Annotated in this window: 12 protein-coding genes; 3 read left to right on the forward strand and 9 right to left on the reverse strand. The window is 62.6% G+C overall.

Annotated features, from left to right (window positions below):
* Nucleotides 1–341: 341 nt before the first annotated feature.
* The 9 genes from KCX59_RS02455 to purU all read right to left on the reverse strand — a co-directional run bounded on the left by KCX59_RS02455 (nucleotide 342) and on the right by purU (nucleotide 12,350).
* Entirely contained in the window at nucleotides 342–1,148 is an 807-nt protein-coding gene (locus KCX59_RS02455; protein WP_091464916.1) for an IclR family transcriptional regulator, read from the reverse strand.
* Nucleotides 1,149–1,267: 119 nt separating this feature from the next.
* Nucleotides 1,268–2,146 (reverse strand): formate dehydrogenase accessory sulfurtransferase FdhD, encoded by an 879-nt coding sequence (fdhD, locus tag KCX59_RS02460; protein WP_179016478.1) that lies wholly within the window; start codon nucleotides 2,144–2,146, stop codon nucleotides 1,268–1,270.
* The gene (locus KCX59_RS02465; protein ID WP_179016477.1) at nucleotides 2,134–3,414 is read right to left on the reverse strand and encodes a molybdopterin molybdotransferase MoeA; all 1,281 of its coding nucleotides are present in this window, start codon (nucleotides 3,412–3,414) and stop codon (nucleotides 2,134–2,136) included. Before KCX59_RS02465 ends, fdhD begins: the two co-directional genes overlap by 13 nt.
* A 124-nt stretch (nucleotides 3,415–3,538) precedes the next feature.
* Nucleotides 3,539–4,756 carry a formaldehyde dehydrogenase, glutathione-independent gene (fdhA, locus tag KCX59_RS02470; RefSeq protein ID WP_179016476.1) on the reverse strand — a complete coding sequence of 406 codons (1,218 nt, stop codon included), beginning with the start codon at nucleotides 4,754–4,756 and terminating at the stop codon, nucleotides 3,539–3,541.
* 197 nt (nucleotides 4,757–4,953) lie between these two features.
* Nucleotides 4,954–7,272: an FdhF/YdeP family oxidoreductase gene (locus tag KCX59_RS02475; protein ID WP_178993612.1), complete on the reverse strand. Its 2,319-nt coding sequence runs from the start codon at nucleotides 7,270–7,272 to the stop codon at nucleotides 4,954–4,956.
* A gap of 10 nt (nucleotides 7,273–7,282) precedes the next feature.
* Nucleotides 7,283–8,167 (reverse strand): bifunctional 5,10-methylenetetrahydrofolate dehydrogenase/5,10-methenyltetrahydrofolate cyclohydrolase, encoded by an 885-nt coding sequence (locus KCX59_RS02480; RefSeq protein ID WP_179016475.1) that lies wholly within the window; start codon nucleotides 8,165–8,167, stop codon nucleotides 7,283–7,285.
* Nucleotides 8,164–8,790: a cyclodeaminase/cyclohydrolase family protein gene (locus KCX59_RS02485; RefSeq protein WP_091464926.1), complete on the reverse strand. Its 627-nt coding sequence runs from the start codon at nucleotides 8,788–8,790 to the stop codon at nucleotides 8,164–8,166. The genes KCX59_RS02480 and KCX59_RS02485 overlap by 4 nt, the downstream gene beginning before the upstream one ends.
* A gap of 95 nt (nucleotides 8,791–8,885) precedes the next feature.
* A complete protein-coding gene (locus KCX59_RS02490) occupies nucleotides 8,886–11,378 on the reverse strand; it encodes a GcvT family protein (protein ID WP_179016474.1) in 2,493 nt (830 codons plus the stop codon).
* A 57-nt stretch (nucleotides 11,379–11,435) separates the two neighbouring features.
* Nucleotides 11,436–12,350, reverse strand: coding sequence for a formyltetrahydrofolate deformylase (gene purU, locus KCX59_RS02495; protein ID WP_091464930.1), 915 nt, complete (start codon nucleotides 12,348–12,350; stop codon nucleotides 11,436–11,438).
* Nucleotides 12,351–12,469: 119 nt separating this feature from the next.
* Here purU and KCX59_RS02500 point away from each other — a divergent pair, with 119 nt between their 5' ends.
* From KCX59_RS02500 to KCX59_RS02510, 3 genes are all read left to right on the forward strand, one after another.
* Nucleotides 12,470–13,150, forward strand: coding sequence for a GntR family transcriptional regulator (locus KCX59_RS02500; RefSeq protein ID WP_091464932.1), 681 nt, complete (start codon nucleotides 12,470–12,472; stop codon nucleotides 13,148–13,150).
* A gap of 219 nt (nucleotides 13,151–13,369) precedes the next feature.
* Nucleotides 13,370–14,218, forward strand: a complete 849-nt coding sequence (pdxS, locus tag KCX59_RS02505; protein ID WP_272941670.1) for a pyridoxal 5'-phosphate synthase lyase subunit PdxS — start codon at nucleotides 13,370–13,372, stop codon at nucleotides 14,216–14,218.
* Between the two features lie 4 nt (nucleotides 14,219–14,222).
* The gene (locus KCX59_RS02510; RefSeq protein WP_179016472.1) at nucleotides 14,223–14,447 is read left to right on the forward strand and encodes a hypothetical protein; all 225 of its coding nucleotides are present in this window, start codon (nucleotides 14,223–14,225) and stop codon (nucleotides 14,445–14,447) included.
* Nucleotides 14,448–14,508: the final 61 nt, after the last annotated feature.

Below are 14,508 nucleotides of genomic sequence, written 5' to 3' on the forward strand. Positions count from 1 at the left end.
TGGCCCTGGAGGATGAGGCCGAAGGGAAGGCTGGGGGGCTTCCCCGCTGACCATGATTTGCTGTCCCGGATCTGCACTTCAGGAGCGTAGATGGGCAGTTTCATGGGGCACCTCTTTGGTCGGACGGGTTGGTTGAACGCTGGGCTCATGGAGCCCTAAAGGGCGTTCCGCATGAATCAACAACATTCGCGCTAAGCAACAGAGTGCGCCCCGTCACACTCAAAGTCAAGGACTTTTCCTTGCTTGCCGACAGTTTGACGCAGCGAATGGGAGGGGAAGCGTTCGTTGCGTATGATGGCCCGTGTTGCGCCTAGAGCATCATAGGCCCGCGCAGGGAGGGCTCAGCGGTGCCTGTAACCCATCCGGGCGCTGATGGTCAGCCCGGCCTCGCGAAGGCCGTCGATAAGCCCGGGCTGGTCCTCGGGTGAAAAGCGGAACGCCGGGCCGGAGATACTTACCGCAGCGATGACGCTTCCCGAGTGGTTGAAAATGGGCACGGCAATAGCGGTGAGGCCGATTTCAAACTCTTCGTGAACTGTGGCGTAGCCGTTGCGGGCTACGTCCAGCAGCTGCTTTTCCAGCTCTCCGCGGTTGGTCACCGTACGTGGCGTTCGAGCAGGCAAGCCCACTGCCTTGAGGACCTGGGTTCTTTCATCGGCGGTCAACGCGGCCAGAAGGACCTTGCCGCTGGATGTGGCATGCAGCGGCGTCAGGCTGCCCACCCAGTCGTAGGTGGCCAGTGTTGAGGGCCCCATCGCCTGGTCCACGTTGACGGCATAGTTGGACCGCAGCACAGCCAGGTTGACGGTTTCCTTGTATTCGGCCGCCAGGGCCTCCAGGACTTGGCGTGCCTCATGAACCACGCTCAGTCTGCCGGGGATGGAAGAAGCCAAGCGGAGGATTCCAAAGCCCAACTGGTACTTGCCGCGTTCACTGTTCTGCCGGACCAGTTCGCGGTTGACCAAGGAGCCAACCAACCGGGACACGGTGGACTTGTGGACGCCCATTTCCTCAGCGATGTCGCTTACGCCGGCATCGCCTTCCCGGGCCAGGATTTCCAGGATTTGGAGTGCGCGGTCTACTGACTGGACGCCTCCGCCCTGGGCGTCTACGTCCTTGTCGAAGTCCGGGTTGCTGCGTGCGGCCATGGTGCCTCGTGTCGTTGTCCAGGCAGGCCACCCTGAGCTGGTACCCCGTGTGGCCTGCACCCTCGTCTTTCCTCATCCTAGACGGAGTTTTGCGCGGACCTTTTCACATCATGGATGATTCACCCGCTCATGGCAGCCTCCTGGACAGCCTTTCGTGGGTTGCTCAGGCGCTCCCTTCCGGCATAGACGTTGAGGCTTTGTCCCCGGCTGAAGCCAACCAGGGTCACCCCGGTCTCGGTGGCAAGATCGACGGCGAGGCTGGAGGGGGCGCTGACGGCCGCGAGAACCGGGATGCCGGCCAATGCTGCCTTCTGGACGAGTTCGAACGATGCCCTGCCCGAGACCTGAAGGACGAGGCCGGTCAAGGGCAGCAGGTCCTGCCGAAGGGCCCAGCCCACCACTTTGTCCACCGCATTGTGCCGGCCGACGTCTTCCCGCAGACACAGCAGCTCCGGGCTGGCGCCATCCACTTTGAACAGTCCAGCTGCATGGACCCCTCCGGTTCTGTCGAAGACGGCCTGCGCTTCGCGGAGCCGGTCCGGGAGCTCGGCGAGGACATCCACCGGAACCTGTAGACGGTCCAAGGACGGATCGAAATGGATGGTCTTGCGTACGGCTTCAATGGAGTCCGTGCCGCAGATGCCACACGAACTCGACGTATATACGTGGCGCATGGTGTCCGGCAGTGGAACGTCCGGCCGTAGCTGGGCTTCCACTACATTAAAGGTCTGCACCCCGTCCTTCTCGCCCGCACAGAACCGGAGGGAGATCAGCTCCGAAGGGCTGCGGATGATGCCCTCGGATACCAAAAATCCAGCCACCAGATCAAAGTCGTCGCCAGGCGTCCTCATGGTCACGGCAAAAGAGGTGCCTCCGATCCTGATTTCCAAGGGTTCTTCCGCGGCCAGAACATCCTCCTTGAACCGCACGGAATGTTCGGTGTCCGCCGCGTCCAAGCGGAAACGATGGATTTTCCTGCGCTGGGTCATGCGGGCCATCCGGCGTACCCTCCTGATTGGTCCGGGAAATTGATGGGCGCTGTCCAGGGCAGCGGCAGGACAGGTACGGGCGCACCGGCTGCGACGCCTTCAGGGGGAACAGCCATATATCCGTCTGCCCAGGCAAGCCCGCGCATCATCCCCGGACCCGTGCGGGAGGCTGGGAACGCTAGATCGTGGATACGGGTGCAGGGCATGAGGCGTGTCCGCCCTGGGTCCGGATCGATGTCGGCCCCGGAGGTCATCAGCACAGCTGCCCGGAGGGGCCTGCTTCCCATAGCTGCCAGCAAGGGTTCTCCCAGGGTCATCAGCGCCATCATTGCGGCCAGCGGATTTCCCGGAAGCCCTATGACGAAACGCCCATCAGGAAGTTCGGCCAGCACTGCCGGATGTCCCGGCCGCATGGCGATTTCGTCCAGGAGGAGCCGACCCCCGAGGGCCACGATGGCATCGCGGAAGTGGTCTGTCCCGGATTTTCCCGTCCCGCCGGTGGTGATCGTCACGTCGGGCGGTACGCCATCAGAAACGCGGCCAAGCGCCGCCATCCACTCTTCGTATGAGTCGCCTATCCTGCGCTGGCCACCCGGCTCCCCGCCCAATTGCGATATCACGGCATCCAGCTGCGGGCCGAACGCGTCGCGGACCTGTCCTGGCGCCGGCTCGCCTGAGGTGACCACTTCAGAACCGGTAAGTACGACGGCGACCCTCGGCTTGCGCTGCACCTGAACGTGATCGTGGCCTGCCACTGCGGCCAGGGCAATATGAGCCGGATTGAGGAGCGTGCCGGCGGGTATGAGGACCTCTCCGGCTGCGGCTTCTTCTCCGGCGGGACGAATGTGCCGGCCTGGGAGTGTCTCACCCGGCTTGGCGTCGTGCCTGAGAGAGAGGTGCCCGTCCGCGGATGCGTGGCCGCTTTCCTTGCGCAGGACTGCCGAGGCGGCCGTTGGAACGAGCCCGCCGGTGGCGATGACGCTGGCTTCACCCGGCGACAGCGGCAGCCCCGCCGTCGTTAGTATCCAAGGGCCGCTGCCGTTGATGGCCCAGCCGTCCATGGCTGACGACGCGTAATGGGGCAGGTTCCGTTGAGCGGTGACGGGGCTGGTCAGGGTGCGCCCGATCGCCTCGCCGAGGGTGACTTTCGACGACGGGAGTGGGCCGGCACACTGGTAGGCCAGTTCACGTGTTTCGGCCCACGAGGGTGCGTGCCGCGGTTCGCCGCTCACCACGAACCCTTCGTGAGAGTCGGTGAAAGTTGCTTGTGCAAGCATGGGTGCCCGCTTCCTGAGGTGGTGCTTCCGGTGAAACGCAGATACCGGGGACTGCCCGGCCTTCCCGTAATTCTTGCCGAGCAGTCCCCGGTATCCGTGTGGTGCGTACTGAGCCGGGCGTCTATTAGGACTTCACGTAGCCGTTGGGGTTCAGCACGAACTTTGTTGCCGCTCCGGCGTCGAACTCGGCGTAGCCGCGCGGAGCGTCCTCGAGCGGGATGGCTTGGGCGTTGACTGCCTTGGCGATCTGGACCTTGTCATGGAGGATCGCCATCATCAGCTGCCGGTTGTATTTCATGACCGGGCATTGGCCGGTGGTGAAGGACAGGGACTTGGCCCAGCCGGTACCAAGGGACAGTGAGAGCGAGCCGTGCTTGGCGGCATCGTCGATTCCGCCCGGGTCGCCGGTGACGTAGAGCCCCGGAATGCCCAGGGATCCACCGGCGGCAGTGATATCCATGAGGGAGTTCAACACAGTGGCAGGAGCCTCGTGTGAGGCATCCTTACCGTGGCCGCGGGCTTCAAAGCCCACCGCGTCCACGCCGCAATCCACTTCCGGAACGCCGAGGATCTGTGCGATCTGCTCCTTCGGATCGCCGTTGGACACGTTGACCGTTTCACAGCCGAAGGAACGCGCCTGTGCCAGGCGGTCCTCGTTCATGTCGCCCACGATCACGACGGCGGCGCCAAGCAGCTGCGCGCCCACGGCGGCAGCAAGGCCCACGGGCCCGGCACCTGCGACGTAAACTGTTGACCCCACACCGACGCCGGCAGTGACGGCACCATGGAAGCCAGTGGGGAAGATGTCCGAGAGCATGGTCAGGTCCATGATTTTTTCCAGGGCCTGATCGCGGTCCGGGAAGCGCAGCAGGTTCCAGTCGGCGTAAGGGACCAGCACGAACTCTGCTTGTCCGCCCACCCAGCCTCCCATGTCCACGTAGCCGTAGGCGCTGCCGGGGCGGTCGGGGTTGACGTTGAGGCAGATGCCGGTCTTCTGCTCCTTGCAGTTCCGGCAGCGGCCACAGGAAATGTTGAACGGCACCGAGACGATGTCGCCTACCTTGATGAACTCGACGTCGGGTCCCACCTCCACCACTTCGCCCGTGATTTCGTGGCCGAGGACCAGGTCCTGCGGAGCAGTGGTGCGTCCACGAACCATGTGCTGGTCCGAACCGCAGATGTTGGTGGTTACAGTGCGGAGGATCGCGCCATGAGGCACCTTCCGGCCGACGTTGGCCGGGTTGACGCCCGGTCCGTCCTTAAGCTCAAACGTTGGGTAGTCGGTGTCGATGATCTCGACGACACCAGGTTCCTTGTAGGCGACTGCTCTGTTTCCTGACATGGTCACTCCCTCTTCTTTGGCTATTGCTGAACTGCTGCCCAATGGTCCGAAAGCGGTGCTTCGATGAGGAAATACCTCCCCAGGTTTCAGGCCATCGAAGCACCATTCACGGACAACCGGACAGCTGATATTTCCATCAGTGCGTGATAGATATATCAGTCATACTATGTGACGCAGCTCATGGTGTACAGCGGCTGCTAGGCCTTCTCCAACCGGATGATCACGGATTTGGAGGTGGGCGTTCCGCTGGTGTCCGCCACAGAGTCCAGAGGGACCAGGACATTGGTCTCCGGGTAGTACGCTGCAGCACAACCTTTCGGCGTTGAATACGAGACGATGCGGAAGTTCTCGGCCCGCCTGTCCGTTCCTTGGAATTCGGAGATCAGGTGCACCATGTCGCCGTCGGCAAAACCTAGCTCGGTGATGTCGTCAGCGTTGATGAGCACCACCCGACGGCCACCATGGATACCACGGTAGCGATCGTCCTTGCCGTAGATGGTGGTGTTGTACTGGTCGTGTGAACGCAGGGTTTGCAGGACCAAGCGGCCAGGCGGGATCTTGATGAACTCCAGCTCATTGCCGGTGAAGTGTGCTTTTCCTGATGCGGTGTCGAACTTCCTGGCATCGCGCGGCGGGTGTGGCAGGACAAAACCGCCCGGGTGCTGAATCCGTGCTTCGAAGTCTTCAAAGCCGTCAAATACCGCTTCAATATGTTTGCGGATCAGCGAGTAGTCATCCCTCATGGCCAGCCAGGAAGCCTGCGGGGTGTTGGGCAGGCGCTGGTGGCCGTCTTTGAACAGCCTGTCTGCAAGGTTGCACACAATTGCTACTTCGGAGTGGAGGTGCTCACTTGCAGGCTTGAGGCGTCCCCGTGATGCGTGGACGGCGCTCATGGAGTCTTCCACGGTGACCCGCTGGTCGCCGGTCCGCTGGGTATCCTTCTCGGTGCGTCCCAGGGTAGGCAGGATCAGGGCCCGGCGACCCGTGGACAAGTGCGAGTGGTTCAATTTCGTGGAGATCTGAACGGTCAGTCGGGTGTTGGCCAGGGCTTGCTCGGTGACGTCGGAATCGGGGGCAGCCCGGACGAAGTTGCCTCCCATGCCCATGAAGAAACGGACTTTGCCGTCCCGCATGGCGCGGATGGCTGCCACGGTGTCAAAGCCGTGCTCGCGCGGAGACCGGAACTCGAATTCCTGGTCCAGCCGGTCGTGGAACGTCTCCGGCATCTTCTCGAAGATGCCCATGGTCCGGTCACCCTGGACGTTCGAGTGGCCGCGCACAGGACAAACGCCGGCCCCGGGCTTGCCGATGTTGCCTTGAAGCAGGAGAACGTTGACTACATCGCGGAGGGTGGGTACGGAGTGTTTGTGCTGGGTCAGGCCCATGGCCCAGCACACGATGGTGGCGCTGGAGGCGAGCATCCGTTCACCTGTCGAATGGATCTGCTCAAGGGTGAGGCCGGTTGCCTCCACAATGTCTTCCCACTCCACCTTTTCCAGATAGCGCAGGTAGTCGTCGATGCCCACGGTGTGGTTGTTGATGAAGTCATGGTCCAGGACAGTTTGCAGGCCCGGGGTGTTCCGTCCGGCAGCTTCGGCTTCAAGCAGGTATTTGCCCAGGCCTTGGAATAGGGCCTGGTCGCCGCCGGCACGGATCTGCAGGAAGTCGTCCGTCAGTTGGGTCCCTTGAATCATGCCTGCCACATGCTGCGGATTTTCGAAGTGCAGGAGGCCTGCTTCGGGAAGGGGGTTGACGGACACGATGACTGCGCCGTTCTTCTTCGCCTTTTCCAGCGCGCTGAGCATGCGCGGGTGGTTGGTACCGGGATTCTGCCCGGCCACGAAGATCAGCGACGCCGTCTCCAGGTCCATCAGGCTGACGGAACCCTTGCCGATGCCGATGGTTTCCACCAGTGCGGAACCGGAGGACTCATGGCACATGTTGGAGCAGTCCGGGAGGTTGTTGGTGCCCAGGCCGCGAACCAGGAGCTGGTAAACGAATGCTGCTTCATTGGAGGTCCGGCCGGAGGTGTAGAAGACGGCTTCGTCGGGATGTTCCAGGCTCCGCAGCTCCTCAGCCATGAGGTCATAGGCTTCCTCCCAGTCGATGGCCCTGTAGTGGGTAGCGCCTTCGTCCAGGAACATCGGGTGGGTGAGCCGTCCTTGCTGGCCCAGCCAGAAGTCGTCGCGCGTCTTGAGGTCGGCGATGGAATGCTGAGCGAAAAACTCCGGCGTGACACGGCGCCGGGTGGCTTCCTCGGCCACTGCTTTGGCACCGTTCTCGCAGAACTCTGCCGCGTTGCGCTTTTCGTGCTCGGGCCAGGCGCACCCCATGCAGTCGAAGCCATCCAGCTGGTTCACTGCCAGCAGGGTCTGAACGCTGCGCAGTGGTCCCATCTGTTCCAGCGAAATCTTCAAGGCGTTGGCAACAGCGGGGATGCCCACGGCCTTGGTCTTGGGTTTGGTGACGGTCAGCTTTGACTCGTCGATGTTCTCGCGGGGGGCTTTGGAATGCATGGGGAACCCTTCAGATCCGGGAAGTGGAAGCAGTGAGCAGCGTGGTGCGGGACTGTTGCCGGGCGGCTTCAACCGTGTGCAGCAGCAAAAGCGCGGTGGTCACTGACCCGACGCCGCCCGGAACCGGACTCAGGCCCGCCGCGACGCCGGTGACGCTGGCTTCGTCGACATCACCCACCAGGGAACCATCGGGCAGGACGTTCGTGCCGACGTCGATCACCACAGTCTCCGGGGAAAGGTGGCTGCCCTTCAGCAGCCCGGTCCGCCCGGCGGCAACAACCACGACGTCGGCCGACTGGGTATAGCGTTCCAGCGGCCCTGATTTGGAATGGCAGATGGTGACCGTCGCGTCCCTTTCGAGGAGGAGCAGGGACAGTGGCTTGCCCACCACGGCGGAACGCCCGACGACGGCCACGTTACGCCCGGCAACCGGAATCTGGAAGTGGTCCAGCAACTCCACCACGGCCTGGGCAGTAGCAGGTGCGAAGGCGGGCTGCCCCACGGCCAAGCGGCCGAGGCTGAGCGGATTGGCGCCGTCGATATCCTTTTCCGGAGCGATGAGGCCCACCAGCCGGTCAGCGCGGACAGCCGCAGGCAGGGGAGTCTGGAGGATGATGCCGTGGACGGATGGCTCGGCGCTGAGGTCGGCCAGGACGCTGGCCAGCACTTGCTCGGTGGCATCGTGACCAAGATCGACGATCCTGCAACCAATACCGGCACGTCCGGCTGCACGCTCGATGGACCGGACGTACCAGTGCGTCGCTTCGTCGTCCGTTGCAACAACAACAGCCAGGACCGGGCGAATGCCCTCGTCATCCAGGAGGGCGGTCTCCTCATGGGCGCGCTGCTGGATAAAGGCAGCGAGCGGCTTGCCGGAAAGCAGTTTGGTGGTCATGAGAGGATCCTTTCGCGTACGCGCTGCACCAGGGCATCGGCGGCGAGAACCACTTTGTCCTCAATGCCGTTCGTCTGTTCCGCCAGGCGGGAACGGGCTTCGCCGTGCTTGATGGCGACTACATTGATGTCGATGTTGACCCGGGCCGTGGTGGCAGCTGCCCGGGCTGCATCGGCAGCAGCGGCGATGTCGCTGATGACGTTGGGATTCGCCACCTCAAAGAGTTCCGTGGCAAGATCCACCACTTCGCCGGCAACTTTGATGAGCTGCGCGGGGGTATGGGCGGCCTGAACCAGGGCCTCCTGGATGGCGGCGGTCTTTATTGCCTTGAGTTCGTCGGATTCCGAGGGGAGCTTGTAGGAGTCGATGACTGACTGGAAGGCGTGCTCGTCGGCGTCCGCGAGACGCAGGGCCTCGACGATCAGGTGGTCGGCGGCGCTGGTGATCCGGGTTACCAGTGCGGCGTGCTCTTCGTACTTGGCACCGGTGGTGTACCTGGCCACCATGGCTACCAAGGCAGCACCTTGGGCGGCATGCAAGGCAGCGGCTGCGCCTCCACCGGGAGTGGGCTGACGTGAAGCGAGCCTGGAGAGGTAATCATGGATGGTTTCTGAACTGATCATGGGTCTTCCTGGCTGAAGGGGGAAAGCAGCGGCCCGGACCCGGTCGGTGCGAGGGGAAGGATCCGGGCCGCATGCGTTGGTGGCTGCGTGGGTTGTTAGCCCCGGAGCCGGCTCATGGTGGGGTCGTACAGCGGATCTTCGGTCACGGTGGCTTGGATGCGGCGGCCGAAGTACTCAATTTCCACGGAGTCTCCGAGGGACACTGCGGAGGGCAAGTAGGCGTAGGCAATCGGCTTGCGGACGGAGTAACCGTAGGCTGCGCTGGTGACGTAACCCACCGCCTGGTCCTTGTAGAACACCGGTTCCTTGCCCAGCACCAGGCTCCTGCCGTCGTCGACGGTCAAGCAGCGCAGGCGGCGGGCCGAGCTTTCCTCACTGCGCCCTTCCAAGGCGGCTTTGCCGACGAAGTTCTCCTTGGTCATCTTCACGGCGAAGCCAAGGCCGGCCTCATAGGGGTCGTGCTCAGTGGTCATGTCCGAGCCCCAGGAACGGTAGCCCTTTTCGAGTCGCAGCGAGCTGAACGCGGCACGGCCCGCGGCGATGACGCCGAACGGCTGGCCGGCCTTCCACAAGGCGTCCCAGAGGCGCTGCCCGTTGTCGGCGCTGGTGTAGAGCTCCCAGCCGAGTTCGCCCACGTAGGAGAGCCGCATCGCGGTGACAGTGACTCCTCCGATGGTGACTTTCTTGGCACGGAAGTACTTCAGGCCGTCGTTTGTGAAGTCGTCGCTGCTCACCGTGCTGATGAGGTCACGGGCGAGGGGACCCCACAAGCCGATGCAGCAGGTGCCACCAGTGGTGTCGCGGACTTGGACCCAGTCTCCGGCGCCTCCATTTTCGGTCTGGTGCCGGGCCGCGCGCTCAAAGTAGGCGGTGTCCATGTTGCCGTTGGCGCCAAGCTGAAAAGTGTCTTCACTCAGGCGGGCCACAGTGATGTCGCTTCGTACGCCACCGGCTTCATCCAGAAGCAGCGTGTAGGTCACGGCGCCGGGCTTCTTGGCAAGGTCGCCGGTGGTCAGTTCCTGCAGCAACTTCAAGGCTCCAGGGCCGGACACTTCGAGGCGCTTCAGCGGCGTCATGTCGTACATAGCAACTGCTGTGCGGGTCTTCCAAGCCTCAGCCGCGGCGATGGGGGAGCTGAACATACCGGACCAGGCGTCGCGGGCCGGCGGCTGCCAGTCGTCCGGCATTTCCTTGAGGAGCTCGGCGTTGGCTTCGAACCAGTAAGGGCGCTCCCATCCGGCACCTTCCAGGAAGTAGCCGCCCAACTGCTTGTGGCGGGCGTGGAAGGGGCTGACTCGGAGGTTGCGGGGAGAAAGCTTTGGCTGGAGCGGGTGCATCACATCGTAGATCTCCACGAAGTTCTGCTGGGAGGTTTCGCTGACGTATTCGGGGGTCAGCTGGACCTCTTCGAAGCGGTGGATGTCGCAGTCACCGAGGTCAATCTGCGACTTTCCTTCGATCAGGAGCTCAGCCACGGCACGGGCGATGCCGGCGGAGTGAGTGACCCACACGGCCTCGGCAACGAAGAAGCCGTCAACTTCCTTGGACTCGCCCACCAGGGAGCCACCATCCGGGGTGAAGGAGAAGATGCCGTTGAAGCCATCCTCGATTTCGCTTTCACGCAGTGCCGGCAGGATCTGCTTGGTTGCTTCCCACGCGGGAAGGAAGTCTTCCAGCGTGAAGTCCAGGCGCGAGGGCATGTTGTGTTCGGTGATGCTGCTGGGCTCGTAGCTTCCGAGTTCATCGAGATCCACGGGCATGGGGCGGTGGGCGTAGGAGCCAATGCCGTAACGGTCACCGTGCTCGCGGTAGTACAGATCCTGGTCCTGGTGGCGCAGGATCGGCAGCCGGGCGCCGTTGGGAAGTTCGTTCTTGCCCTTCTGGGCGGGGACCGGCGTCGTTTTTACGTACTGGTGGGCCAGCGGGAGGAGCGGAACGGACATCCCGATCAACTCGCCCACCTTGGCGCCCCAGAAGCCGGCACAGGAAACCACGATGTCCGCCGGGATCACGCCGTCGGGGGTCTCGACGCCGGTCACGCGGCTGTTTGACTGCTCGATGCCGGTTACTTCGGTGTTGCCGATGTACTTCACGCCGGCGGCTTCAGTGCGCTTGATGAGCAACTGCACGGCGCGGGCAGCAAGAGCCAGGCCATCCGTGGGGACGTGGAGGCCGCCCAGAATGTCTTCCTCATTGATCAGGGGGTAGAGCTCCTTGCATTCCTCGCGGGAAAGGATCTTGCCGTCGATGCCCCATGACTGTGCGTAGCCGAGCTTGCGCTTCAGGTCGGCCAGACGGGTCTCGGTAGTGGCAACTTCAAGGCCGCCCACCTGGTTGAAGCAGCTTTGGCCGTCCTCCGTGAGGGACAGCAGCTTCTCCACTGTGTACTTGGCGAAGAGTGCCATGGACTTTGAGGGGTTGGTCTGGAAAACCAGGCCCGGTGCGTGGGACGTTGAGCCACCGGGCATGTTCAGGGGTCCTTGGTCCAGGACGGTGATGTTGTTCCAACCGCGGGTGACCAGTTCGTCGGCGAGGTTGGTGCCAACAATCCCAGCTCCGATGATGACAATGCGAGGCGTGGATGCCATGGGGGTTCTCCTGCTGAAGTTAATAGGGGTGAGTCTGCTGGTGTTCTGGTGCTTGGTTTAGCGGAAAACCACGGTGCTGGTCTGGTCCAGCAGCACGCGGTGTTCGCAGTGCCACCTGACAGCGCGGGACAATGCCAAGGCTTCGGCGTCCTGGCCCACGGTTGAGAGTGTGGTGGGACCGTAGCTGTGATCGACCCGGATGACTTCCTGCTCGATGATCGGTCCCTCGTCCAAGTCAGCGGTGACGTAGTGGGCAGTGGCACCCACCAGCTTCACGCCGCGGTCATAGGCCTGGTGGTAGGGGCGGGCCCCCTTGAATCCCGGCAGGAAGGAGTGGTGGATGTTGATGGCGCGTCCTTCGAGGGCACGGCACAGGTCGTCCGAAAGTACTTGCATGTACCGCGCCAGCACTACGAGGTCTACGTTGTACTCTTCCACCAGGTCCAGGAGCCGCTGCTCAGCGTCCGCCTTGGTATCCGGGGTGACAGGAATGTAGACAAAGGGCAGGCCAGCGGCTTCAGCCATGGCGCGGTGGGTTTCATGGTTGGAGGCAACCACAACGATGTCACCGCCGAGGCTGCCGCCCCGCCAGCGGAAGATGAGGTCATTGAGGCAGTGCCCGAACTTGGACACCATTACCAGGACCCGCTTCTTGGTTTGGTCGTGGAAGCTGAACTTCATCTCGAAGCGGTCAGCAATCGCTCTGAATTCCTCTTCGAGCCGCTCCGGGGAGTAGGACAGCGGGCCGGAGAAAGCGGTCCGCAGGTGCAGTGTCTGGCGGAGTCCGTCGTCGAACTGCTGGTGCTCTTCGATGTTGAAACCGCGCTCGAAAAGGAAGGTTGTGACTGCCTGGACAATTCCGGCGCGTTCGACGCACGACAATGTGAGTACGAACTTCTGTGCTTGCTCTTCTTTGAGCATTTCGGGCTTCGGTAGGGTGCTTACCGGTGAGTCTGTCGCCACGAGGGTCATGTCTCCTCCTTAAGATATATTCCTGGGTCCTGTACTGATATATTAGGATTGGATTCAGCGTATACTGGTGTTCAGGGCAGGTCAATAGATTTTTTGGTTGTGAAGAAAGGGATGGCGCAGTGGCTTTTGGAACTCTGGCAGTCACCGGCGAGGCCACGAAGAAATCCTTGGCTGACGTCGCGTACGAACGCCTCCGGGATCGCTTGTTGATGCTGGACATCAAACCTGGCGACCTCCTCAATGATGACCAACTCGCAAGGGACCTGGAGATTGGCCGGACGCCGGTGCGTGAAGCGTTGAAGCGCCTGGAGTTGGATCGGCTTGTCATTACTTATCCGAGGCGGGGGACCTTTGCAACCCGCGTGGAAGTAACTGACCTTGCCTTTATATCGGAGATCCGGGCACAGCTGGAACCCCTGGCTGCCGCAAGGGCTGCACGCGTTGCTTCGGCAGCCACCAAAGAACACCTCCGCGAAGTTATGCGCGCAGTGGAGGACTTTGACGTCAGTGCGGCATCTGTGGTTGAAACCCTGCGACTGGACGCCAGTGTTCACCAAGGCATCTATGCCGCGGCCGCGAACCCGCACCTCGAAGACATTCTGATCCGCTATGACAATCTGGCTACCCGCATCTGGTGCATGGTCTTGGACCGGTTGCCTGATCTGGAGCACCATGTGCGCGAGCACCTCGACTTGCTGAGGGCCGTCATTGATGGTGATGAGGATCAGGCTGCCGAGTTGGCCCGCGCCCATGTCAGTGGCTTCGAACACGCTGTGCGGCAGGCACTTTTCGCGGCCTAGGTTAGCGCCGATCCCACTGTTGACTCCGGGCTTTGGTCCTTGCATACTGAAGACTCCAACTAATATATCACCCGGATATCACGCGTTCTCTTACTCTGCGCTGAATCCGGGCGCTTGTGATGCAATCACAGCCTTCAGCCTTTGGAGTATCACGTGACGACAAGACCCCACCTTTTTGAACACATCCCCTTGACTGGCGGCAGCCGCGTCAAGCGGGGCATGGCGGAGATGCTCAAGGGCGGCGTCATCATGGACGTCGTTAACGTCGAGCAGGCCCGCATCGCCGAGGATGCCGGTGCCGTGGCTGTCATGGCGCTCGAGCGTGTCCCGGCCGATATCCGCGCCCAGGGCGGCGTGTCCCGCATGTCGGATCCGGACATGATCGACGCGATCATTGCCGCCGTGTCCATCCCGGTCATGGCCAAGGCCCGCATCGGCCACTTCGTCGAAGCCCAGGTCCTGCAGTCCCTCGGTGTTGACTATATCGACGAGTCCGAGGTCCTGACCCCGGCTGACTACATCAACCACATCGACAAGTGGAACTTCACGGTTCCCTTCGTTTGCGGTGCCACCAACCTTGGTGAGGCCCTGCGCCGCATCAACGAGGGCGCGGCGATGATCCGGTCCAAGGGTGAGGCCGGCACCGGCGATGTTTCCAACGCCACCGGGCACATGCGCAAGATCCGCTCCGAGATCGCCAAGCTCGCCGCCCTTCCCGAGGACGAGCTCTACGTTGCGGCCAAGGAACTGCAGGCACCGTACGAACTGGTCAAGGAAGTTGCAGCCACCGGCAAGCTCCCCGTGGTGTTGTTCACCGCCGGTGGCATCGCCACCCCGGCTGACGCTGCGATGATGATGCAGCTCGGCGCCGACGGCGTGTTCGTTGGTTCGGGGATCTTCAAGTCCGGCAACCCGGCCGAGCGCGCCGCCGCCGTCGTGAACGCAACCGCTTACTATGACGATCCTGACGTGATCGCCAAGGTCTCCCGCGGGCTCGGTGAAGCCATGGTCGGCATCAACGTCGACGACATCCCCCAACCCCACCGCCTCGCAGAACGCGGCTGGTAAGGGCATGACCGATCTTGCTCTCGTTAAGACCGTTCACGGCCGCGGCCTCCGGAAGGACTGGGCTCAGCTGACCGGCCACACGGTGGAGGTGTGGTTGATGGGGGACCATGTTCTCACCGGCGTGGTGGAGCAGGCGTCCGACGACGACTCCGTGCTGTGGATCGCCGCGGAGGGTCTCTCTACGAGGAAACTGTTCGATAAGTCGACGGGGTACCAGGTCTGGGCCTGAGCAGCGCCCGCGACAGAGCCGTCGGGTCCGGTGACCCGCCTACGACGCGGATATTCGTACG

This window comes from Paenarthrobacter nitroguajacolicus (assembly GCF_051027655.1).
GTDB lineage: Bacteria > Actinomycetota > Actinomycetes > Actinomycetales > Micrococcaceae > Arthrobacter > Arthrobacter nitroguajacolicus.

What these genes read in the sequence shown, in the direction of transcription:
- KCX59_RS02455 (WP_091464916.1), bottom strand. Translation starts at nt 1,148, where the DNA reads ATGGCCGCACGCAGCAACCCGGACTTCGACAAGGACGTAGACGCCCAG.
- fdhD (WP_179016478.1), bottom strand. Translation starts at nt 2,146, where the DNA reads ATGGCCCGCATGACCCAGCGCAGGAAAATCCATCGTTTCCGCTTGGAC.
- KCX59_RS02465 (WP_179016477.1), bottom strand. Translation starts at nt 3,414, where the DNA reads ATGCTTGCACAAGCAACTTTCACCGACTCTCACGAAGGGTTCGTGGTG.
- fdhA (WP_179016476.1), bottom strand. Translation starts at nt 4,756, where the DNA reads ATGTCAGGAAACAGAGCAGTCGCCTACAAGGAACCTGGTGTCGTCGAG.
- KCX59_RS02475 (WP_178993612.1), bottom strand. Translation starts at nt 7,272, where the DNA reads ATGCATTCCAAAGCCCCCCGCGAGAACATCGACGAGTCAAAGCTGACC.
- KCX59_RS02480 (WP_179016475.1), bottom strand. Translation starts at nt 8,167, where the DNA reads ATGACCACCAAACTGCTTTCCGGCAAGCCGCTCGCTGCCTTTATCCAG.
- KCX59_RS02485 (WP_091464926.1), bottom strand. Translation starts at nt 8,790, where the DNA reads ATGATCAGTTCAGAAACCATCCATGATTACCTCTCCAGGCTCGCTTCA.
- KCX59_RS02490 (WP_179016474.1), bottom strand. Translation starts at nt 11,378, where the DNA reads ATGGCATCCACGCCTCGCATTGTCATCATCGGAGCTGGGATTGTTGGC.
- purU (WP_091464930.1), bottom strand. Translation starts at nt 12,350, where the DNA reads ATGACCCTCGTGGCGACAGACTCACCGGTAAGCACCCTACCGAAGCCC.
- pdxS (WP_272941670.1), top strand. Translation starts at nt 13,370, where the DNA reads ATGGCGGAGATGCTCAAGGGCGGCGTCATCATGGACGTCGTTAACGTC.
- KCX59_RS02510 (WP_179016472.1), top strand. Translation starts at nt 14,223, where the DNA reads ATGACCGATCTTGCTCTCGTTAAGACCGTTCACGGCCGCGGCCTCCGG.